This window comes from Massilia atriviolacea (assembly GCF_003953935.1).
In the GTDB taxonomy this organism is placed as follows: Bacteria; Pseudomonadota; Gammaproteobacteria; order Burkholderiales; family Burkholderiaceae_D; genus Telluria_A; species Telluria_A atriviolacea.
Window position 1 is genome coordinate 47,962 of sequence record NZ_RXLQ01000015.1, and the last position, 20,604, is coordinate 68,565.

Annotated in this window: 18 protein-coding genes; 10 read left to right on the top strand and 8 right to left on the bottom strand. The window is 65.4% G+C overall.

Going from position 1 to position 20,604, the window contains the following annotated elements; translation table 11 throughout:
- Window positions 1–2 precede the first annotated feature (2 nt).
- Window positions 3–965 (top strand): endonuclease/exonuclease/phosphatase family protein, encoded by a 963-nt coding sequence (locus tag EJB06_RS24050; RefSeq protein ID WP_126076563.1) that lies wholly within the window; start codon window positions 3–5, stop codon window positions 963–965.
- Between the two features lie 16 nt (window positions 966–981).
- Here the strand turns inward: EJB06_RS24050 and EJB06_RS24055 are convergent, their stop codons facing one another.
- Window positions 982–3,483, bottom strand: coding sequence for a sensor domain-containing protein (locus tag EJB06_RS24055; protein WP_229427253.1), 2,502 nt, complete (start codon window positions 3,481–3,483; stop codon window positions 982–984).
- Window positions 3,484–3,798: 315 nt separating this feature from the next.
- Here EJB06_RS24055 and EJB06_RS24060 point away from each other — a divergent pair, with 315 nt between their 5' ends.
- The 3 genes from EJB06_RS24060 (at window position 3,799) to EJB06_RS24070 (ending at window position 8,701) form a co-directional block, all read left to right on the top strand.
- Entirely contained in the window at window positions 3,799–5,037 is a 1,239-nt protein-coding gene (locus EJB06_RS24060; RefSeq protein WP_126076565.1) for an efflux RND transporter periplasmic adaptor subunit, read from the top strand.
- A 4-nt stretch (window positions 5,038–5,041) separates the two neighbouring features.
- Window positions 5,042–8,158 (top strand): efflux RND transporter permease subunit, encoded by a 3,117-nt coding sequence (locus tag EJB06_RS24065; protein ID WP_126076566.1) that lies wholly within the window; start codon window positions 5,042–5,044, stop codon window positions 8,156–8,158.
- Between the two features lie 81 nt (window positions 8,159–8,239).
- Entirely contained in the window at window positions 8,240–8,701 is a 462-nt protein-coding gene (locus EJB06_RS24070) for a nuclear transport factor 2 family protein (RefSeq protein WP_126076567.1), read from the top strand.
- A gap of 108 nt (window positions 8,702–8,809) precedes the next feature.
- On the opposite strand, the gene EJB06_RS32030 is transcribed toward EJB06_RS24070, so the two are convergent.
- From EJB06_RS32030 to EJB06_RS24095, 6 genes are all read right to left on the bottom strand, one after another.
- On the bottom strand, window positions 8,810–8,974 hold the full coding sequence (locus EJB06_RS32030) for a hypothetical protein (protein ID WP_164558025.1): 165 nt from the start codon (window positions 8,972–8,974) through the stop codon (window positions 8,810–8,812).
- Between the two features lie 74 nt (window positions 8,975–9,048).
- Window positions 9,049–9,954, bottom strand: coding sequence for a site-specific tyrosine recombinase XerD (xerD, locus tag EJB06_RS24075; protein ID WP_126076568.1), 906 nt, complete (start codon window positions 9,952–9,954; stop codon window positions 9,049–9,051).
- A complete protein-coding gene (locus tag EJB06_RS24080) occupies window positions 9,927–10,427 on the bottom strand; it encodes a methylated-DNA--[protein]-cysteine S-methyltransferase (protein WP_126076569.1) in 501 nt (166 codons plus the stop codon). The genes xerD and EJB06_RS24080 overlap by 28 nt, the downstream gene beginning before the upstream one ends.
- Window positions 10,428–10,762: 335 nt before the next feature.
- Window positions 10,763–12,043: a TRAP transporter large permease gene (locus EJB06_RS24085; protein ID WP_126076570.1), complete on the bottom strand. Its 1,281-nt coding sequence runs from the start codon at window positions 12,041–12,043 to the stop codon at window positions 10,763–10,765.
- Window positions 12,040–12,609 (bottom strand): TRAP transporter small permease, encoded by a 570-nt coding sequence (locus tag EJB06_RS24090; RefSeq protein ID WP_126076571.1) that lies wholly within the window; start codon window positions 12,607–12,609, stop codon window positions 12,040–12,042. Before EJB06_RS24090 ends, EJB06_RS24085 begins: the two co-directional genes overlap by 4 nt.
- A 105-nt stretch (window positions 12,610–12,714) precedes the next feature.
- A complete protein-coding gene (locus tag EJB06_RS24095) occupies window positions 12,715–13,707 on the bottom strand; it encodes a TRAP transporter substrate-binding protein (protein ID WP_126076572.1) in 993 nt (330 codons plus the stop codon).
- Between the two features lie 125 nt (window positions 13,708–13,832).
- On the opposite strand from EJB06_RS24095, the gene EJB06_RS24100 reads away from it, so the two are divergent.
- From EJB06_RS24100 to EJB06_RS24115, 4 genes are all read left to right on the top strand, one after another.
- Window positions 13,833–15,836: a PAS domain S-box protein gene (locus EJB06_RS24100; protein WP_126076573.1), complete on the top strand. Its 2,004-nt coding sequence runs from the start codon at window positions 13,833–13,835 to the stop codon at window positions 15,834–15,836.
- A gap of 26 nt (window positions 15,837–15,862) precedes the next feature.
- On the top strand, window positions 15,863–16,447 hold the full coding sequence (locus EJB06_RS24105; protein WP_126076574.1) for a response regulator transcription factor: 585 nt from the start codon (window positions 15,863–15,865) through the stop codon (window positions 16,445–16,447).
- Window positions 16,448–16,573: 126 nt separating this feature from the next.
- A complete protein-coding gene (locus tag EJB06_RS24110; RefSeq protein ID WP_126076575.1) occupies window positions 16,574–17,056 on the top strand; it encodes a DUF2061 domain-containing protein in 483 nt (160 codons plus the stop codon).
- A gap of 33 nt (window positions 17,057–17,089) precedes the next feature.
- Entirely contained in the window at window positions 17,090–17,464 is a 375-nt protein-coding gene (locus EJB06_RS24115) for a DUF3052 family protein (RefSeq protein ID WP_126076576.1), read from the top strand.
- Here EJB06_RS24115 and queG read toward each other — a convergent pair.
- Entirely contained in the window at window positions 17,445–18,563 is a 1,119-nt protein-coding gene (queG, locus tag EJB06_RS24120; protein ID WP_126076577.1) for a tRNA epoxyqueuosine(34) reductase QueG, read from the bottom strand. The two genes, EJB06_RS24115 and queG, sit on opposite strands and share 20 nt — an antisense overlap.
- A 55-nt stretch (window positions 18,564–18,618) precedes the next feature.
- Here queG and tsaE point away from each other — a divergent pair, with 55 nt between their 5' ends.
- Together tsaE and EJB06_RS24130 are read left to right on the top strand one after the other, a co-directional pair.
- Window positions 18,619–19,104: a tRNA (adenosine(37)-N6)-threonylcarbamoyltransferase complex ATPase subunit type 1 TsaE gene (gene tsaE, locus EJB06_RS24125; protein ID WP_126076578.1), complete on the top strand. Its 486-nt coding sequence runs from the start codon at window positions 18,619–18,621 to the stop codon at window positions 19,102–19,104.
- On the top strand, window positions 19,068–20,597 hold the full coding sequence (locus EJB06_RS24130; RefSeq protein ID WP_126076579.1) for an N-acetylmuramoyl-L-alanine amidase: 1,530 nt from the start codon (window positions 19,068–19,070) through the stop codon (window positions 20,595–20,597). The genes tsaE and EJB06_RS24130 overlap by 37 nt, the downstream gene beginning before the upstream one ends.
- Window positions 20,598–20,604 lie beyond the last annotated feature (7 nt).

Here is a 20,604-nt window from a genome sequence, read left to right on the forward strand (position 1 = left end):
TTATGCAGCAAGAAATTCGCTTTGCCACATTCAATGTGTATAACCTCGCCCCGCCTGGCGTGAAGCTGTACGACAATCTCCTGCCCACCACGGCGGAGCAATACGAGGCCAAGCTGAACTGGACCGCGCGCCAGATCGACCTGCTCGACGCCGACGTGATCGGCTTCCAGGAAATCTTTTCGCAGGCCGCCCTGCGCGAAGCGCTCTCGCGCACGGTCCGCTACCGCGACGCCCACCACGTCGGCTTCGATCCCGATCCGGCCGCCGAACGCCTCACGCCGAGCGTGGCGCTGGTCTCGCGCCTGCCGCTGGCCGCGCCCGGCGTGGCCCACCTGCACTTCCCCGACGGCGTGGCGCTGCCGCCCGGCAGCCGCGAGGCCGACCGCTTTTCGCGCGCCGTGATCCATGTGCCGGTGATCGTCTCGCCCGACTGCACGGTGGATGTGGTGGTGGTGCACCTCAAGTCCAAGCGCCCCGACTACCGCAACGGCGACACCAGCGAAGACCCGCAAGGCTACGCCCTGGCCTGCCTGCGCTCGCTGATCCGGCGCGGCACCGAAGCGGCCGCCCTGCGCGTGTTCCTGAGCAATCTGGCCAGGGAACAGCGCCGTCCGCGCGTGGTGCTGGGGGACTTCAACGATGTGGCCGACGCGGTCACCACCATGATCGTGCTGGGCAACGGCAATACCCTGGGCGACCGCATGTTCGACGCCTACCAGTTGCAGCAGCGCCAGGACCACCTGCGCCACGTGGCGTTCAGCATCGTGCACGACAGCCACTACACCACCATCGACCACATCCTGGTGTCGGAGCAATTCAACGCCGCCCTGCCCGACGCCATGGGCGAAGTGGTGGACGTGGTCTACCTCAACGACCACGTGGCGCTGGCCCTGCCCGAAGCGTCCGACCACGGCCAGGTGCTGGCGCGCATCCGCCTGTTCGACGGCCCGCGCGAAGCGCATTGAGCGCTCCAGGCAAGCCCTAAGCGCGCGGTTTGAGGTCGGGATCGGCCGAGGCCATGCTGGCGTAATAGCCCTGGTAATCGTCGCAGCCGTGCCGCGCCAGGAACTGCAGCTGCTCGGCAGTTTCGACCCCCTCGGCCGTCACGCGCAGCTGGAGGCTGCGCGCCACCGCGATGATGGCCGGAATCAGGCTGGCGGAGGCGGCGCCGTCGGCACGCGGGGCCGGCTCGGCAATTTCGTCCACGAAGGACCTGTCGATCTTCAGCTTGGTCAGCGGATAACGCCGCAAGAAGCTCAGGCTGGAATACCCGGTGCCGAAGTCGTCGATGGTCAGCTGCACCCCGCGCGCGCGCAGGGCGGCCACGGTGGCCATGCCGGCCTCGTCGCCGCGCATGATCACGCTTTCGGTGATTTCCAGGTCGAGGAAGGCGGGCGCCAGCCCGGACTGGCGCAAGGCTTCGTCCACGCTGTGCACCAGCCCGCCATGCAGGAACTGCGCCCCCGACAGGTTGACCGCCACCACCACCGGACTGCCCTCGTCGCGCCAGGCGCGCGCCTTGGAGCAGGCCTGGCACAGCACCCATTCGCCGATCGGGACCATCAGCCCGCATTCTTCGGCCACCGCAATGAACTGGTGCGGCATGAGCAGGCCGCGCTGCGGGTGACGCCAGCGCAGCAGCGCTTCGACGCCGGTGGTGCGGCCGCTGGCGATGTTGATCTCGGGCTGGTACTCCAGGAAGAATTCGTGGTTCGACAGCGCATGCCGCAGTTCGTTCTCGATCTGCACCCGTTCGATGACGTGGGCGTTCATGTCGGCATTGAAGAAGCTGAAGGCGTTGCGCCCGTTCTGCTTGGCGTGGTACATGGCCACGTCGGCATGGCGCAGCAGGGTGTCGACGTCGAGCCCGTCGTCGGGACAGAGGGCGATGCCGATCGAGACCGACAGGCTGATCGTGTGGCCGTTGCTGCGCACCGGCTGCGCCACCGCGTGCATGACGCTGCTGGCCACGTGGGCGGCCTGGTCGACCCCGCCGATGTCGGCCAGGATCACCACGAATTCGTCGCCGCCCTGGCGGCTGACCGTATCGACCCCGCGCACGCAGCCGGTCAGGCGCGTGGCCACTTCCTTGAGCACGGCGTCGCCCACGTGGTGGCCGAAACTGTCGTTGATGCCCTTGAAGCGGTCCAGGTCGAGGAACATGACCGCCACCTTGCTGTGCTGGCGCCGCGCCGACACCAGCGCCTGGTGCAGGCGGTCGAGAAACAGCACGCGGTTCGGCAGGTCGGTCAGGAAATCGTGCTCGGCCAGGTGGCGGGTCTGCTCCTCGGCGCGCTTGCGCTCGGTGATGTCGGTCATGATCGCCATGTAGTTCGAGACCTGCTCGGCGCTGTCGCGGATCGCCGTGACCGCCACCCAGACCGGGCGCTCCTCGCCATCGCGCCGCACGCAGCAGACCTCGCCTTCCCAGTGGTCGTGCACCGCCACCACGTCCCAGATCTGCTGGTAGAACAGGGGTTCGTGCGTGCCCGAATGCAAGCCCGGCACTTGCTCGCCCATCACGTCGCCCGCCTCGATGCCGGTCAGCGCGGTAAACGCCTGGTTGACGGCGATCACGCGGTACTGGCGGTCGATGATCAGGATGGCGTCGCGCGAGTTTTCGAACACGCGCGCGGCCATGGCCAGCGCGTGCTCGGCCGCCTTGCGCGGGGAAATGTCGCGCAGCACGGCATAGGACAGAAATTCGTGGTCCAGGGTCACCGAGGTGAGCAGCACCTCGGCCCAGAAATGGGTGCCGTCGGCCAGGGCGAACTCCCATTCGTAGCGATAGTTGCCGTCGATGAAGGCGCGCGCCGTCACGGCGGCGTCGGCCACGGTCGAGGTTTCGCCGGTGGCCTGCACCTCGGGCGAAAAGTCGAGCAGGGTCTTGCCGGCAATATCCTGCTTGCCGGCGCAGCGGAACAGCGCCAGCGCGGCCGGATTGGCGTCCATGATGCGGTTGCCTTCGATCAGCACGATGGCGTCGGTCGAGCGCTGGAACAGCTGGCGGAAATTGGCGCCCGCCGCGAGCAGTTCGGCTTCGTCGACCTTGCGCTTGCTGATGTCGACTTCCATGCAGAACAGTTGCTGCGGCACGCCGTCGCGCAGCACCGGGAAATGGGTCGAATACAGCCAGCGCTCGGCGCCGTCGAGGCGCCGGATGTGCCAGTCGCGCGGCGGGGCCGAGCGGCCGGTGCGCCACACCGTGTCCAGCGTACTGAGAAAATCGGCCTCGCGATCCAGGTGCGAGGCCAGGCTGGTCAGGGGTTTCCCGACCGCCTCGGCCGCGCTGATGCCGAACACGTCGGCGCAGGTATGGTTCCAGTAGCGCACGATGCCATTGCGGTCGATGCTGTGCACGGCCACCGTCGGCGCCAGTTCCAGGGCGGCGACGAAGCGGTACAGGACGTCGAGCGCTTCGCGTCCCGGTCCTTCCGGCTCGAAACCGCCCTCTTGGGCAGTTGTGTCAGCACTCACGGTCATCCTTTCATGTCGGTGGCGAGGGCCGGGCCCTCGTTTGATTAGACTCATTCTGACCACGCGGGTTCGGTTTCCGTTTGCGCGCACGCAAAGCCAGGGGCGGCGCAATTGTTTCTTATCCGCAAAATTTGCGTTTTGTCGGGTTTTTTTGCATTTCGTCGTGCCGGAACGGCGGTCTGTCGCATTCGGCGTGCGGGCCGGACGCCGATTTTCTATAGTGACAACATGCGCACCCGCCTCCATCCTGCCTCCAGGACGGAGCGGCCGCGCTCCCGAATCGCCCCAGCAACCGCCCGACCAGAAGAAGACCAAGCCACCATGAAACTCGAGACCTTGCCCGGCGCGCCGGCCCTGCCCCCCCTCAAGACAAAGACGCGCTGGCGCGCTCCCGCGCTCGGCGCGCTGGCCGTCGCCGCCGGCGCCGGCGCCTGGTTCGCCCTGGCCGGCCCCAAGCCGGCCGCGGCGAACGCCGAGGCGAACGCCAAGGCGAGCGCCAAGGCCGCCAAGGCGGCTCCGGTATACGAACTGGCGCGCGCCGACGTGGCGGCCATCGCCGCCGGCGCCCTGAGCGTCCATCTGCCCTTGTCGGGCTCGCTGGCGCCGCTGACCCAGGCCACCGTCAAGTCCAAGGTCTCGGGCCAGGTGCTGGAGACGACCGTGCAGGAAGGCATGAACGTGGCGGCCGGCCAGGTACTGGCGCGGCTCGACCAGGCCGACCAGCAGGCGCGCCTGGCGCAGCAGCAGGCCGCGCTCGACGAAGCTACTGCGCGCCTGTCGATGGCCACCAAGAACAATGCCAACAGCCAGGCCTTGCTCGCGCAAAAGTACATCTCGCAGAACGCCTACGACACCACCGAAAACAGCGTGGCGCTGGCGCGCGCCAGCGTGCGCGCCGCCCAGGCCCAGGTCGACCTGGCGCGCATCGCCCTGAACGACACCGTGATCCGCGCGCCGCTGGCGGGCGTGGTCAGCAAGCGCCACGTGCAGGCCGGCGACAAGCTCGCGCCCGACATGGCGGTGTTTTCCATCGTCAACCTGCACCAGCTGACGCTCGAAGCGCAGGTGCCGGCCTCCGACATCCCGCGCGTGAAAATCGGCCAGGAAGTCAGTTTCCGGGTCGACGGCTACCCGTCCCGCACCTTTGTCGGCAAGGTGGCGCGCATCAACCCGACCACCGAAACCGGCTCGCGCGCCATGCTGGTCTACATCAGCGTCGACAATGCCGACAGCGCCCTGCGCGGCGGCATGTTCGCCAAGGGATCGATCACCACCCACAAATCGGCGGTCGGTCCGCTGCTGCCCTTCGCCGCCCTGCGCAAGGACCAGGAGCGCGACGTGGTCTACCTGGTCGAAGGCGGCAAGGTCGTCGCGCGCCCGGTCACCCTCGGCCTGCGCAACGAGGATGAAGGCATGGTCGAAGTCACCGCCGGCCTGGAACACGGCGCGCGCGTGATCACCGCCAGGCTCGATGCGGTCAAGCCGGGCAGCCAGGTCAAGCTGATCGAGCCGGCGGCCACGGTGGCCGTGCCGGCGGCCCCCGCCGCCCCGAAAGGCTGACACCATGTGGATCACAACAACCAGTATCAGGAATCCGGTGTTCGCCACCATGGTGATGGTGGCGCTGGTCGTGCTCGGCCTGTTCTCCTACCGCGGCCTGGGCGTGGAAAGCATGCCCAACGTCGCCATTCCCTTCGCCTGGGTGCAGGTGAACTACCCGGGCGCCTCGCCCGAGCAGGTGGAAAACGACATCACGCGCCCGCTCGAAGAAGCCATCAACACCGTCAGCGGGGTCAAGAAAATCCGCAGCAATTCCTGGGAAGGCCGGGCCGGCGTGCAGGTCGAATTCCACCTGTCGACGAATATGGACAAGGCCATGACCGACATGCGCGACAAGATCGGCCTGGCGCGCCCCGGTTTTCCGAAGGAAGCCAAGGAACCGTTCATCGCCCGTGAAGAAGGCGACAACAGCCGCGCCATCGTCGAACTGTCGCTCATGTCCGACACGCGCAAGCTGCGCGAGCTGTCGACCCTGACCGAACAGGTCATTTCCAAGCGCCTGCAGGGCGTGGCCGGGGTCGGCCAGGTGCGCGTGCACGGCACCACCAACCGCCAGATCCTGGTCCACATCCGGCCCGACGGCCTGACCAGCCAGAACATCGGCGTGGACGAAGTGCTGCGCGCGATCCAGAGCACCAACACCAATCTGCCGGCCGGGAATATCGCCTACGGCGCGGCCGAGCGCCTGGTACGCATCGAAGGCAAGATCAAGGATGCGCGCGGCTTCAACAAGATCATCGTGGCGCGCCGCGCCAGCGGCCCGGTGTACCTCGACCAGGTGGCCGACGTGATCGACGGCGAGCAGGAAGAAACCTCGATCTCGCGCCTGAACGGCAAGCGCGCCATCACGCTTGAAGTGACCAAGATCCAGGACGCCAACGTGGTCGAAGTGGGCACCGCGATCAAGAAGGCGGTGAGCGCCCTCGGCGCCACCTTGCCGGCCGACGTACACCTGAACATCGTCGAAGACCAGTCCGACCGCGTGCAGAAGCAGCTCGACAACGTCAAGCGCACCATCATCGAAGGCGCGGTGCTGACCATGCTGATCGTGTTCCTGTTCCTGCACTCGTGGCGCAGCACCATCATCACCGGCCTGACCTTGCCGATTTCGGTCATGGCCAGCTTCATCGCCATGAAGTTCTTCGGCTTTACCCTCAACTTCCTGACGCTGATGGCGCTCTCGCTGTGCATCGGCCTGCTGATCGACGACGCCATCGTGGTGCGCGAAAACATCGTGCGCCACCTCGGCATGGGCAAGAGCCACGCCCGGGCCGCCAACGACGGCACCAACGAAATCGGGCTGGCGGTGATGGCCACCACGTTTGCGATCGTGGCCGTGTTCGTGCCGGTCGCTTTCATGGACGGCATCATCGGGCGCTTCTTCCTGCAGTTCGGGATCACGGTGGCGGTGGCGGTGATGGTGTCGCTGTTCGTCAGCTTCACGCTCGACCCGATGCTCTCCTCGGTGTGGCGCGATCCGGTCAAGGACCGCTTCAAGTACGTGCCGTGGCTGGGACGCGGCATGGAGAAAATCGAGCATGGCGTCGAACGCCTGCACGTCTGGTACGGCCGGGTGCTGGAACTGGCGCTGCGCTGGCGCAAGGCCACCCTGGCGCTGGCGCTGGCCCTGTTCGTCGGCAGCATGGCCCTGATGCCGATGATCGGCGGCGAGATGTTCCCCGAGACCGACGACGGCTACATCCACATGCAGTTCAAGGCCCCGGTCGGATCGAGCCTGGAATACACCGACCAGAAGATGCAGCAGGTCGAAGCGGCGCTCAAGGAGTTCAAGGAAATCGACAGCGCGATCACCACCGTCGGCACCGACAACGGCCGCCACACGGCCCAGATGAACCTGAAACTGACGGACGTGAACAAGACGCACCGCCGCTCGCAGAAGGAAGTCGAACGCCTGATCCGCGCGCGCCTCGAACCGATCGCCGGCATCACCATGTCGGTCGGCTGGAAGCCGATCTTCATCGCCATCCTGGGCCAGGACGAGGCCAAGCTGGACGCCGTGGCGCAGCAGCTGATGGACAAGATGCGCAAGATCAAGGGCGTGGCCGACCTGGAATACAGCCAGGAAGGCGCCAATCCGGCCACCGTCGTCAAGATCGACAACGAGCTGGCGAGCGACCTGGGACTGTCGACCCAGCAGATCGGCCTGGCGCTGCGGCCTTTCGTGGCGGGCGACCAGATCAGCCGCTGGATGGCGCCGGACGGCCAGAACTACGACGTCAACGTGCAGCTGCCCAAGTCGGGCCGCCAGAAGGTGGCCGACCTGGCCGACCTGTCGGTGGCCTCGACCAAGCGCGATGCCGAAGGCAATCCGGTGATGGTGCCGCTGCGCCAGGTGGTCCAATTCGTGCCTTCGACCAGCCCGCAGGTGCTCAAGCGCCAGGCGCTGGAACGGCGCGTGGCGATCTACGCCAGCGCCGAAGGGCGTCCGACCGGCGACGTCGACGGCGACGTCAAGCTGGCCATGAAGAGCATCGAACTGCCCGAGGGCGTGCGCTTCGACGTCGGCGGCGACGCCGAGCAGATGGCCGAAACCATGGGCGCGGCCGGCGCCGCGCTGGGCATCGCGGTGATCTTCATCTACCTGGTGCTGGCCTCGCAGTTCGGCAGCTTCCTGCAGCCGATCGCGATCATGGTGTCCTTGCCGCTGTCGATGATCGGGGTGCTGATCGCCCTGCTGGTGACGGGAAGTACGCTGAACATCTTCTCGGTGATCGGCATCGTCATGCTGATGGGGCTGGTGACCAAGAACGCGATCCTGCTGGTCGACTTCACCAACCACGGCCAGCGCGAGGGCAAGAGCCAGCACGATGCGATCCTGGAAGCCGGCCAGGTGCGCCTGCGGCCGATCCTGATGACCACCCTGGCGATGATCTTCGGCATGCTGCCGATGGCGATCGGCATGGGCGACGGCGGCGAATCGCAGGCGCCGATGGGGCGCGCGGTGATCGGCGGGGTGATTACCTCAACCCTGCTGACCCTGGTGGTGGTGCCGGTGGCATACACCTACCTGGACAGCCTGGGCAAGCGCGCGGCGCGCTGGTTCAAGGGCAACGAAAAAGAGGAAAGCCATGAGGAGGAGAAGCTCGCTGTCGGCGCCTGACAGTGTCGGTATCGAACGCACATTGCATGGGGACGGCCGGCCCGTTCCCATGCCCATCCCACCTGTTCATCAAGGCTAATCATGCAACGCCCTTTCCTGTTTCTGCTGTTCGCCGCCGCGCCGCTGATGGCGCAGGCAAGCGATGCCACCACCGACAATCAGGCGATCGAACGCGCGGTGCGCGACTACATCGAGTCGCAGCACAAGGTCGATCCGGCGCGCATGGAACGCGGCCTCGACCCCAAACTGGCCAAGCGCACCTATTGGAAGGGGGCCGACGGCGCCGAATTCGTCATGCAGACCGATTTCGACACCATGGTCCGGGTGGCCGCGACCTACAACAAGGACGGCAGCAAATTCCCGGCGCAGCCGCGGGTGGACATCAGGATCCTCGATGTCGACCAGCGCGTGGCGACCGTCAAGCTGAGCGCCGACGAGTGGATCGACTACATGCACCTGTACAAGAACCAGCGCAGCGAGTGGAAGATCGTCAATGTGCTCTGGCAGTACCACGACACGGCGCGCCAGGCGAGCAAAAAGTAGGGGCTGTGCGCCTGCCGCTGCGGCAGGGCGCCGGCGGTCCCGGCGCGTGGCTGGCGGCAAGCGTGCGCGCCAGTCGCCGGGACGATGCGTGACTTACTCGGGCTTGACTTACTCGGGCTTGGCTTGCTCGGCGTCATCCTCGTCCGCGGGCTCGCTCTCTTCTCCGCCTGGCGAATTCTTGGCTTCCAGCTTGCGCTTGGCCTTCTCGTCCGCCTTTTTCTTTTTTTCTAATTCCCTCTGCCGCTTTTCGTACTGGAAATTAGTTTTAGCCATGGATCACCTCTTGGGTTGTAAAAGAAAGGGTACAGAAGCACCATTATGACCCAGTTATGCGATCGGCATTTGAATTAACCACGTGGGTGATGCGCGGCGTGCAGCCGCTTCATGCGCTCGCGCGCAACATGCGTGTAAATTTGCGTGGTGGAAATATCTGCATGCCCCAGCAAGAGTTGCACAACCCGCAAGTCGGCCCCATGGTTCAGCAGGTGCGTGGCGAACGCATGGCGCAGGGTGTGGGGCGACAGGGGCGCCGTGATCCCGGCCGCGCCCGCGTGTTTCTTGATCAGGATCCAGAACATCTGGCGCGTCATCGGCCCCCCGCGCGCGGTCACGAACAGCGCATCGTCCGTCTGGCCGTTCAGGATGACCCCACGCGCGTCTTTGAGATAACGTTCGAGCCACTGGCGCGCTTCCTGGCCGAAGGGCACCAGGCGCGTTTTACTGCCCTTGCCGGTGATGCGCAGCACGCCGTCGTTCAGGCTCAGCTCCATCATCTTCAGCGTCACCAGTTCGGACACGCGCAAGCCGCTGGCATACATCAGTTCGAGCATGGTGCGCTCGCGCAGCCCCAGCGGCGTACTCGCGTCGGGCGCCTGCAGCAGCGCTTCCACCTGGGCCTCGGTGAGCGTGTGCACGAAGCGCTGCGGCTGCTTTGCCGAGGCCATCCGCAGGCAGGGATCGGCAATCATCTCCTTGTTGCGCAGCGCCAGCTGGTAAAACCGCTTGAGCACCGAGAGGCGCCGGTTGGCCGTGCTCGGCTTCGATTCGGCATGGCGGTCGGAAAAATACGCTTCCAGCTCGGACGCGCCGACCGCATGCAGGCTGGCCACTGCCGGGCGCGTCACCTCCAGCCAGCGCGCGAACAGGCGCAGGTCGCGCCGGTAGGCGTCGATCGAGTTGTTGGCCAGGCCCTGCTCCAGCCATAGCTGGTCGCAAAAGGCGTCGATCAGTTGAACATTGACTGCTGTTGCCATGGTGCCTTGCCTGCCCCTTCATGCGCGAGCAGCCAGCGCTTGACGCTCAGGTGGAAACCATTTTCTTCGTCATGGTTCGAAAAGCCGCCCAGCCCGCCGGCGGCGGTGACCCGGTGGCACGGAATGATGATCGGAAACCAGTTGGCACCGCAAGCCTGCCCCACGGCGCGCGGCGCCGAGCCGATGTGTCTGGCGACCTGGCCGTAGGTGCGCACCGTGCCGCGCGGGATCGCGGCAATCGCCTCCCAGACCTTGCGCTGGAACACGCTGCCGGCCTCGGCGAGCGGCAGGGTGAAGCGAAAGTCGGGGTCGCGCAGATACGCGTCCACCTGGCGCGCCGCCAGTTCGGCGACCGCATCGCCCGCCTCCCTTGCACCAAAATGAGGCGGCAGATACACCAGTTCGCGCACCTGCCCGGCCTCGGTGCGGATACCGACAGCGCCGAAGGGCGCCGTCACAATGGCCGAAAACATGTTCTGTGCTTGATCGTTCATACACGAGAGTATAGGCCCAGACGGCGCCAAACCAAGCCGCCGCCGTTTCGGACGGACGAAAAAAAACGCACCTTGCGGTGCGTTCCAAATTTTGTTCACGTTCCCGGCCGTTTGGTCATGCCAACGGCATTCTGTAAAACGCGTGTCTCCTCGATATTTCTCCGGTATGGACTACCGTTTCTTCTATCTTCCCACTCCCCCAACCTGCAATCCGTTCGCCCCATTCGCACCAGTATGGTGCTGAATCGGTGCTCATCATAACTTATTTAATTTAAGAAAATGTGGCTTTTTATTCACGTTAGGGGAAAATTATTTCACTTGTAAATTAAATTAGGCAGCCACAGGGAAATCTGTGGTACGTAGGTCACCACCACCAGGAAAGCGAGCATCGTCAGCAGCCACGGCATCACCGCCACCGTCAGTTCCGAGATGCCCATCTTGGTAATGCCCGAGGCCACGTACAGGTTCAGGCCGACCGGCGGATGGCACATGCCCACTTCCATGTTGACGATGATCAGGATGCCGAAGTGCACAGGATCGATGCCCAGTTTCATCGCCACCGGGAACAGGATCGGCGCCATGATCAGGACGATCGAGGACGGTTCCATCACGTTGCCGGCCAACAGCAGCAGGATGTTCACCACCAGCAGGAAGCTGATCACGCCCAGGCCCTGGTCGGTGATCCAGGCCGCCATCGCTTGCGGAATGCCTTCGCTGGTCATCAGGAAGGAGAACAGCATGGCGTTGGTGATGATGTACAGCAGCATGGCCGACATCGAGGCCGAATCGAGCAGCACCTTGGCCACCTGCTTGATCTTCAAGTCCTTGTAGACGAACACGGCGATGATGAAGGCGTACACCGCCGCCATCGCGGCCGCTTCGGTCGGGGTGAACTTGCCCGAATAAATCCCGCCCATCACGATGACGATCAGCAGCAAGCCCCAGGCGCTCTTGCGGAAGGCGTGCCAGCGCTCGCCCCAGCTCGCCTTTTTCATGCGCGGATAGTTATGCTTGCGCGCCAGGAACCAGGTGGTCAGGCCCAGCAGGCTGGCCAGCATCAGGCCCGGCACCACGCCGGCCATGAACAGCTGGCCGACCGAGGTGTTGGTGGTGACCGAATACATCACCATCACGATCGACGGCGGAATCAGGATCCCGAGCGCGCCCGAGGTGGTGATCACGCCGGCGCCGAAGCCGCGCGGATAGCCCTGGCGCACCATGGCCGGCAGGATGATCGAGCCGATCGCCACCACCGTGGCCGGGCTGGAACCGGAGACCGCCGCGAACAGCGCGCAGGCCACCACGCCGCCCAGGGCCAGGCCGCCGTGCCAGTGGCCGACCATGGCGGTGGCGAAGTTGATCATGCGCCGCGCCACCCCGCCGTGCGTGAGGAAATTGCCCGCCAAAATAAAGAACGGAATCGCCATGATCTCGAACTTCTCGATGCCGGTAAACAGCTTGAGCGCGACCGACTGGATCGGCACGTCGGTCATGGTGAACAGGAAGGTCAGGACGGTCAGGCCGAGCGAAATCGAGATCGGCATGCCCGTCAGCATGAGCACGATCAGCAGGGTGAAGATGATGAGGGCGTTCATGCGGCACCGCCTTTCGCTGCGGAAATCTCGTCTTCCAGGCCTTCCACGTGGCCGTGGTCATGCTTGGGCAATTCGCCGGTGCGGACAAAATGCACGGCCACCTGGAGGAAGCGGAAGCACATCAGGTAAGAGCCGAGCGGCACCGCCAGGTACACCAGCCACATCGGCACTTCGAGGTCGGACGAGGTCTGGTCGGTCTGCGCCATGTGCCACACGAAGTTGGCGCCCAGGGTGCCGACGATGGCGGTAAACAGCGCGCCGGCCATCAGGCCGAACACGATGAACTTGTTGCGCCAGGGCGTGTCCAGGCGGTTGATGATCACATCGATGCCGACGTGGATGCCGGTGCGCACGCCGTAGGCCGCGCCGAACTTGGCCATCCAGACGAACATGTAGATGCACAGTTCCTGGGCCCAGCTAGTGTTAATTTGAATCAGCCAGTCCTGCACCACCGGAATCGGCAGGCCGGAAAAATAGCGGTGGACCACCGCGACGAACACAACGAGCGTGGCTGCGCCCATCAGGCTCGCAATGATCCACTCTTCCAGATGGTCGAGAAATTTCATGTCGAATCCTATGTTAAGACTATGAATCGAGGAAAGAACGGGGAATGGGGGAAATGCGTGCAGGCGGGCGCTGCATGCCGCAGCGCCCGCCAGGGAACAACATGATTACTTCGCTGCGGCGGCGGTCTTGTTGATCGAACCGATCAGTTCGGCGCCGATGCGGCTTTCCATCTGCTTGTGCACCGGCAGCAGCACCTTGCGCCATTCGGCCTGTTCGGCCGCGGTCGGCGTGTAGATGGCGGTCTTGCCGGTTTTCTTGATCGCTTCCAGCGCCATGTCGTTATCGCGCTGGGCGATGGCTTTTTCGAACGTGGTGGCGTCGCGCATGGCGCTCGTCAGGCTGGTGCGTATATCGGCCGGCAAGCCGTCCCAGAACTTCTTGTTGACGATCACCGCATAGCCCAGGTAGCCGTGGTTGGACACGGTCACGTGCTTCTGCACTTCGTGCATTTTCTGGGTGAACATATTCGATGGCGGATTCTCGGTGCCGTCGACCACGCCGGTCTGCAGCGCCTGGTACACCTCGGAGAAGGCCAGCACCTGCGGATTGGCGCCGAGTGCGCGCATCTGCGCGTCGAGCACCTTGGAGGACTGGATGCGCAGCTTCTGGCCGCGGAAGTCGGCCGGGGTGCGCAGCTGCTTGTTGGCCGACATCACCTTGAAGCCGTTATCCCAGTACGCCAGGCCGGTAATGCCCTTCGGCTCCAGTTTCTGCAGCAGGCTCTTGCCGATCGGGCCTTCGGTCACGCTGTACAGCGCGGCCTTGGTCGGGAAAATGTATGGCAGGTCGAAGGCTTCGAATTCCTTCACGCCGAGCGGGCCGAACTTGGCCAGCGACGGCGCCAGCATCTGCACCGCGCCCAGTTGCAGGGCTTCGAGTTCTTCCTTGTCCTTGTACAGCTGGCTGTTCGGGTAGACTTCGACCTTGACCCGGCCCTTGGTGGCTTTCTCGGCCAGCTCCTTGAAGCGTTCGGCAGCCTGTCCCTTGGGCGTGTCGGTGGCCACGACATGGCTGAATTTGATCACGATCGGGGCTTGTGCCCAGGCGCTGACACTGAGCGTTGCGGCAAGCGCGACGACGAGCGATTTAATCTGCATACTTGTCTCCCTAATTATGAAAACTAACGTTTCTTGACTGCAAGGCAGTCTGCCAACCGTCATTCTGCACTGCAACTGTGGATAACCACAATAGCCAAGACACACAAAACCGGACACTTTGTGCCATGACATCCACTTCCCCCCGCGCACGTCCCCGTTTCGTTCTTGGCGGCCCCTGGCGCTGGCTGTTGCCGGTACTGCTGGTTCTGTTGTTTTTGGCGGTGCTGTTCTGGCTGCCGTGGCAGGCGCGCCAGATGGAAACCAACGAGCGCCAGGAACAATTGATCGCCGACACCTTGTGGGTCGAGCAAACCATCCGCTTCGAACTGAGCCGCATCGAAGAGGCGCTGGCCGCGCTCGGCGCCGAACTGTCCGAAGGCAAGCTCGACGAGGCGGCGCTGCAGGCGCGCCTGGCCCAGATGCGCAAGCTGACGCACGAGCTGGAGCAGGTGCGCTGGTTCGACCCCGGCCTGCGCCTGCGCGCCTCCAGCGCCGCGCCGGGCGCGCCCTCGCCGGGTCTCCCCAGCCTGCGCGCGCCGGCGCAGGACGCCGCCGAGATGGCGCGCGCCGGCCGGGCCGGGCGCTACGCCGAACCGTATGCGGGCGCCGCGCCCGGCCAGCGCCTGCTCGACTACCACCTGCCGCTGTTTCGCGACGGCGCCTACGTGGGCAGCCTGGTGGCCACGGTCGACCTCAAGGTCCTGCTCGACGAGACCGTGCCCTGGTGGTTCGCCCAGGATAACGCCATTTCCCTGGTCGACCGCGACGACAGCGTGCTGGCCAAGCGCGCCGCCGCCGGTCCCGGGCGCGGCGTGTACACCCACAAGCGCGCGCTCGACCTGGCCGGCGCCAGCGTGATGCTGGCCACCGACAGCGTCAAGAGCGAACCGCGCCTGCTGCCCAACCTGCTGGTCGGCTCGGTGGTGCTGCTGGCGCTGGGCCTGATGGCCAGCCTGCTGGCGCTGTGGCGCCACATCGCGCGCCGCCTGGCCGCCGAAGGCGCCCTGCGCCAGCAGATGGCGTTTCGCACCGCCATGGAAAACTCCCTGGTCACCGGCCTGCGCGCGCGCGACCTGGAAGGGCGCGTCACCTACGTCAACCCGGCCTTTTGCGAGATGGTCGGCCTGCCGCCCGAAGAATTGCTGGGCAAGAGCCCGCCCATGCCCTACTGGGCGCCGGAAGCGATGGCGGTCTACCAGCAGCGCTTCGCCGCCGTGCTGGCAGGCGAAGCGACCCAGCAGTTCGAAACCATCTTCCAGCGCAGCGACGGCGTGCGCGTGCCGGTGCTCATTTTCGAAGCCCCGCTGGTCGACAGCGACGGCCGCCAGACCGGCTGGATGAGTTCGATCCTCGATATTTCGGACCTGAAACGCGTCGAAGAACTCAACCGCCAGCAGCAGGAAAAGCTGCAGGCCAGCGCGCGCCTGGCCACCATGGGCGAGATTTCCTCGATGCTGGCGCACGAACTGAACCAGCCGCTGGCGGCCATCGCCAGCTACACCACCGGCGCCCTGAACGTGCTGGGACGGGCGCGCGCGAAGGGCCAGGGCGTCGACGCCGGCCTGCTGCAGCCGGCGCTGGAACAGGCCAGCCTGCAAGCCCAGCGCGCCGGCCAGATCATCCGCAGCGTGCACGCCTTCGTCAAGAAGCGCGAACCGCAGCGCCAGCAGATCGCCGTGCACGCCCTGGTCGAGGGCATCTTGGCCCTGATCGAACTGCAGGCGCGCAAGTTCTACGTGATGGTCGAGACCAGCATCGCGCCCGACCTGCCGTGCGTCAGCGCCGACCGCATGATGCTCGAACAGGTCTTGCTGAACCTGACCCGCAACGGCATCGAAGCCATGCAGGACATTGCGCCCGGCCGGCGCCTGCTGCGCATCGCCGCGACCTGCGAGCAGGGCCAGGTGTGCGTGGCCGTGATCGACCAGGGGCACGGCATTGCGCCGGAGGTGGCCGCGCGCCTGTTTTCGCCCTTCTTCTCGACCAAGGCCGAAGGCATGGGGATGGGCCTGTCGGTGTGCCGCAGCGCCGTCGAATTCCACGGCGGCAGCCTGAAACACGCCGCCAATCCGGACGGCGGCACCATTTTCAGCTTCAGCTTGCCGGCGCAAGCGGCGCCGCTGGGGTAGACTACGCGAAAAACCGGAGACTCCCCATGTTGCATATCGTCGATGACGAGGACGTCCTGCGCGACTCCCTCGTCTGGCTGGCGCGTTCGCGCGGCATTGAAGCCTGCGGGCACGCCAGCGCCCAACTTTTCCTGGACCAGGCCGCGGCCCGCTTCGACCCGCAGGGCGACTGCCTGCTGCTCGACGTGCGCATGCCCGAGCTGAACGGCGTGGCCGTGTTCGACCAGCTGATCGCGCGCGGCCTGACCGCGCGCCTGCCCGTGATCTTCCTGACCGGCCACGGCGACGTGCCGATGGCGGTCGACAGCCTCAAGCGCGGCGCCTTCGACTTCTTCGAAAAACCGTTCGACGGCAACCGCCTGATGGACCGGGTCGAAGAGGCATTGGCCCTGTCGCGCCAGGCCGGCGCGGCCGCGCTGGTGCAGGCGCGCCTGGCCAGCCTGTCGGCGCGCGAGCGCGAAGTGCTGGACCTGATCCTGGCCGGCAAGATGAACAAGGTCGTCGCCGACCAGCTCGGCATCAGCATGCGCACGGTGGAAGTGCACCGCGCCCATATTTTCGACAAGATGCAGGTCAAGACCGCGGTGGAACTGGCCGGATTGCTCAAATAAACGACAGCTCGGCCCTGCCGCCGGCAGGATAGCTTTCCCCTATCGCAGCAAGATACACAATCAACTGTCTTTTCCAAATGCGAACGATTATCATTTACTGATCGAATACGCACCGGAAGGACCGCCATGGTCAGGGCAGCCGCAAAAACCACCAGCAGGATCGCCACCCACATGGGGATCGCCTTCGCCCTGACCTGGCTGATGACGGGCTCGGCCGCGCTGGGCGGCCTGGCCGCCATCATCGAACCCGTCATCAACGTGGCCCTTCTGCCGCTGCACGAACGCGCCTGGCATGCGCTGCGCAGGCTGGCGCTGGCGAGCGCGGCGCACGCGGCGCGCGCCCGGATGCTGGCGCTGGCGCTGGAAAAGCTGAGCCAGACCGGCCTGCACATCGCGGTCGCCTTCGGCGTCATGTTCTGGGCCAGCGGCTCGCTCGCCTTCGGCGGCCTGGCGGCGCTGATCGAGCCGGTGCTCAACGTCATCGTCCTGCCCTTCCACGACCGCCTGTGGGACCGCTTCGGCAAAAGTGGCCGGAAAGAAACTGAACAACATAATCACATTGAAAATGAACGCAACGGTGCGTACCCGGGTCAAACACTGGTAGCATAATTTTGCTTCCTAATTCAATCTGGGTAGTATCCGATGAGCGAAAAAACGATAGCCGACAAGATGTACCTGAAGACCGCCAAGTCGCTGGCGGTCTTCAATGGCGCGGTCCATCCCGCCATGCTGGAACAATTGCCGAAGACCTTGATCAACGAGGACGAGGACCCGGCCGACGTGGTGCTGGTGTTCGCACTTAACCAGGCCGAGCTGGAAAAATGGTTTCCCGCCGCATTGCAGCGGCTGGGCGAAAAGGGATCCCTGTGGGTGGCTTACCTCAAGCCGAGCGCGCCCAAGGCCACCGACCTCACGCGCGACACCATCTTTGCCTGGGCCAAGGAGCGCGGGGTGACCGGCGTGGCCATGGTGTCGATGGATAGCGACTGGTCGGCGGTCAGATTGAAGCGCCTGTAGGCGGCTCTCCGGCATGCCGCTGCAAGGCCCACGCCACATGCTCGCGCACCATCGGCGAGGCATGGCCGGCGCGCGCCCGCAGGGCCGCCACGATGGCCGGGTCGCCCTTGCGCGCCTCGGCCGCATTGCCCAGTCCGACCGCCAGGTTGCGCAGCCAGCGCTCGTGCCCGATGCGCCGGATCGGACTGCCCTCCAGCCTGCGTCCGAATTCTTCCTCGCTCCAGGCGAACAGGCTGACCATATCGGCGCTGCCGAGCGCGTTGCGCTCGTCGAAATCCGGCACCACCGCCTTTTGCGCGAACTTATTCCACGGGCACGCTGTCTGACAATCGTCGCAGCCATACACCCGGTTGCCGATCAGCGGGCGCAGCTCTTCCGGGATGCTGTTTTTTAATTCGATGGTCAGGTAAGAAATGCAGCGGCGCGCATCGAGCCGTCCGGGCGCCAGGATCGCCTGGGTCGGGCACGCCGTCATGCACGCACTGCACTGGCCGCAGTGGGCGCTGACCGGCGCATCGACCGGCAGCGCCACGTCCACCAGGATCTCGCCGATGAAAAACATCGACCCCGCATCGCGATTGAGGATCAGGGTGTGCTTGCCGCGCCAGCCGATGCCGGCTTTTTCGGCCAGCGGCAATTCCATCACCGGGGCCGAATCGGTAAACACCCGGAAGCCCAGCTGCCCGGTTTCGCGCTCGATGCGCTCGGCCAGCTGCTGCAGGCGGCTGCGCAGCACCTTATGGTAGTCGCGCCCGCGCGCATAGATCGAGATGACGGCCGCGCCCGGGTCTTGCAGGCGCGCCGCCTCGCGCTCGCGCCAGTCGTCGGGCGTGGCCGGCGGCAAGTAATCCATGCGCGCGCTGATCACCCGCACCGTGCCCGGCACCAGCTCGGCCGGACGGGCGCGCTTCATGCCATGGCTGGCCATGTAATCCATCTCGCCATGGCGGCCGGCGTCGAGCCAGGCCTGCAAGCCCGCTTCCGCGTGCGACAGGTCGGCGTCGCCGATGCGCACCTCGCCAAAGCCGAGCTCGCGGCCCCATTGCTTGATGGACTGCGCCAGGGCGGACAGATCGGATTCGTCAGGGGAAGAAAGCATGCTGGGCGGGAGTACAATCGGAAACTGGCAAACATCACAGCGACTATTCTATTCCATGCAGCACTTCAAAGCCCATCTCCATGACGAAGCCGGCACCGCCGCACTGGGCGCCGCACTGGCGCGCGCCCTGCTGCCGGGGCTGTCCATCCACCTGCACGGCGACCTCGGCGCCGGCAAGACCGCCCTCACCCGCGCGCTGCTGCACGCGGCCGGACATGCCGGCACCGTCAAGAGCCCGACCTACACCCTGTCCGAGCCCTACAGCATCGAGCTCGGCGGGCGCACGGTGCATGTGATCCATTTCGACCTGTACCGCATGGCCAGTCCGGAAGAATTCCTGGACGCCGGTTTCCGCGAAGAATTTAACGGGGACAATATCTGCATCGTCGAATGGCCCGAAAAAGCCGATCCGGTGCTGCCGCCGCCCGACTTGCGTGTATTCCTTCACGTTGCCGGGCTCGGCCGTGATGTAGAATTGCAAGCGTTGTCCGACTTGGGTTTGCTATGCCTCGACCGCCTTACATTCGCACCAAACCTTTGATTCCGGGACCAGTAACCCGGCGCACCATCCTGAAAGCTGGCGGCACCCTGCTGCTGTCCGTGTTTCCCGTCCTGCCTGCCGGCGCCGCGCAAATTCTCGCGGTGCGCGTCTGGCCGGCCGCCGACTACACCCGCGTCACGCTCGAAAACGACAGCGACCTGAAAGTCACGCACTTCACCGTGCCCGACCCGCAGCGCCTGGTGGTCGACATCGAAGGGCTGGAACTCAATCCCACCCTGAAAAGCCTGGTCGCCAAGATCCAGTCGGGCGACCCCTACATCAAGCAGGTGCGGGTGGGCCAGAACCGGCCCAACGTGGTGCGCCTGGTATTCGACCTGAAAGAAGAAATCAAGCCCCAGGTATTTACCCTGGAGCCGGTGGGCACCTACAAGCACCGCCTGATTTTCGACCTGTATCCGGTGCAGCCGGTCGACCCGATCGCGGCGATGATCGAAAAAGGCGAATGGTCGCGCGCCGACGCGCCGGCCGGCAACCCCGAACTGCCGGCCCCCGCGCCCAGGCCGCCGCTGGCCGCCACCGCGCCCGCGACCTCGACGGCCCTGCCGCCGGTGGTGACGCCGCCGGTGGTCGTGCTGGTGCCGCCCGCGCAGCCGCCGGCGCCGCTGCCGCCGGCCGGCCCGGTGCTGGCCCAGCCGACCGTACCGGCGGCGAAGCCCGACCTGCCCGAGCCGGCCCCGGTCCGTCCCGACCCGCCGCGCGTGGCCGCGCACAAGGCTGAAAAAGACGAACGAGGCGAACGCGGAGAAAAGGGCGGCAAGGTGGTGCGCATGATGACCATCGCGCTCGACCCCGGGCACGGCGGCGAAGACCCGGGCGCGATCGGCTCGGCCGGCACGCGCGAAAAAGACATCGTGCTGGCGATCGCCAAGCGGCTCAAGTTCAAGCTCGAGCAGCTGCCCAATATGCGCGTCATGCTCACCCGCGACGGCGACTACTTCGTGCCGCTCGGCGTGCGCGTCGAAAAAGCGCGCAAGGTGCAGGCCGACCTGTTCATCTCGATCCACGCCGACGCCTTCATGCTGCCGAGCGCGCGCGGCTCGTCGGTGTTCGTTCTGTCCGAAAAAGGCGCCACCTCGACCGCCGCGCGCTGGCTCGCCAACAAGGAAAACCTGGCCGACGCCATCGGCGGCGTGAACATCCAGAGCCACGACAGGCAGATCGCCAGCGTGCTGCTGGACCTGTCGACGACGGCCCAGATCAACGACTCGATGAAAGTCGGCAAAGCGGTGCTGGGCGAAATCAGCGGCATCGCGCGCCTGCACAAAGGCTCGGTCGAACAGGCCGGCTTTGCGGTGCTCAAGGCGCCCGACATCCCCTCGATCCTGATCGAGACAGCCTTCATTTCGAATCCCGAAGAAGAAGCCAAGCTGCGCGACAACGGCTACCAGGACCAGATCGCCGCCGCCATCACCAAGGGCATCAAGCGCTATTTCGCGGCCAATCCGCCGCTGGCCAAGGGCCGCCAGACATGAACGCATC

Excerpts from the sequence above, each read along its gene's own strand:
- queG (WP_126076577.1), bottom strand. The coding sequence starts at position 18,563 with ATGCTTTCTTCCCCTGACGAATCCGATCTGTCCGCCCTGGCGCAGTCC.
- EJB06_RS24085 (WP_126076570.1), bottom strand. The coding sequence starts at position 12,043 with ATGAACGCCCTCATCATCTTCACCCTGCTGATCGTGCTCATGCTGACG.
- EJB06_RS24060 (WP_126076565.1), top strand. The coding sequence starts at position 3,799 with ATGAAACTCGAGACCTTGCCCGGCGCGCCGGCCCTGCCCCCCCTCAAG.
- EJB06_RS24130 (WP_126076579.1), top strand. The coding sequence starts at position 19,068 with ATGCCTCGACCGCCTTACATTCGCACCAAACCTTTGATTCCGGGACCA.
- EJB06_RS24105 (WP_126076574.1), top strand. The coding sequence starts at position 15,863 with ATGTTGCATATCGTCGATGACGAGGACGTCCTGCGCGACTCCCTCGTC.
- EJB06_RS24065 (WP_126076566.1), top strand. The coding sequence starts at position 5,042 with ATGTGGATCACAACAACCAGTATCAGGAATCCGGTGTTCGCCACCATG.
- xerD (WP_126076568.1), bottom strand. The coding sequence starts at position 9,954 with ATGGCAACAGCAGTCAATGTTCAACTGATCGACGCCTTTTGCGACCAG.
- EJB06_RS24090 (WP_126076571.1), bottom strand. The coding sequence starts at position 12,609 with ATGAAATTTCTCGACCATCTGGAAGAGTGGATCATTGCGAGCCTGATG.
- EJB06_RS24050 (WP_126076563.1), top strand. The coding sequence starts at position 3 with ATGCAGCAAGAAATTCGCTTTGCCACATTCAATGTGTATAACCTCGCC.
- tsaE (WP_126076578.1), top strand. The coding sequence starts at position 18,619 with ATGCAGCACTTCAAAGCCCATCTCCATGACGAAGCCGGCACCGCCGCA.
- EJB06_RS32030 (WP_164558025.1), bottom strand. The coding sequence starts at position 8,974 with ATGGCTAAAACTAATTTCCAGTACGAAAAGCGGCAGAGGGAATTAGAA.
- EJB06_RS24070 (WP_126076567.1), top strand. The coding sequence starts at position 8,240 with ATGCAACGCCCTTTCCTGTTTCTGCTGTTCGCCGCCGCGCCGCTGATG.
- EJB06_RS24095 (WP_126076572.1), bottom strand. The coding sequence starts at position 13,707 with ATGCAGATTAAATCGCTCGTCGTCGCGCTTGCCGCAACGCTCAGTGTC.
- EJB06_RS24080 (WP_126076569.1), bottom strand. The coding sequence starts at position 10,427 with ATGTTTTCGGCCATTGTGACGGCGCCCTTCGGCGCTGTCGGTATCCGC.
- EJB06_RS24115 (WP_126076576.1), top strand. The coding sequence starts at position 17,090 with ATGAGCGAAAAAACGATAGCCGACAAGATGTACCTGAAGACCGCCAAG.
- EJB06_RS24110 (WP_126076575.1), top strand. The coding sequence starts at position 16,574 with ATGGTCAGGGCAGCCGCAAAAACCACCAGCAGGATCGCCACCCACATG.
- EJB06_RS24100 (WP_126076573.1), top strand. The coding sequence starts at position 13,833 with ATGACATCCACTTCCCCCCGCGCACGTCCCCGTTTCGTTCTTGGCGGC.
- EJB06_RS24055 (WP_229427253.1), bottom strand. The coding sequence starts at position 3,483 with ATGACCGTGAGTGCTGACACAACTGCCCAAGAGGGCGGTTTCGAGCCG.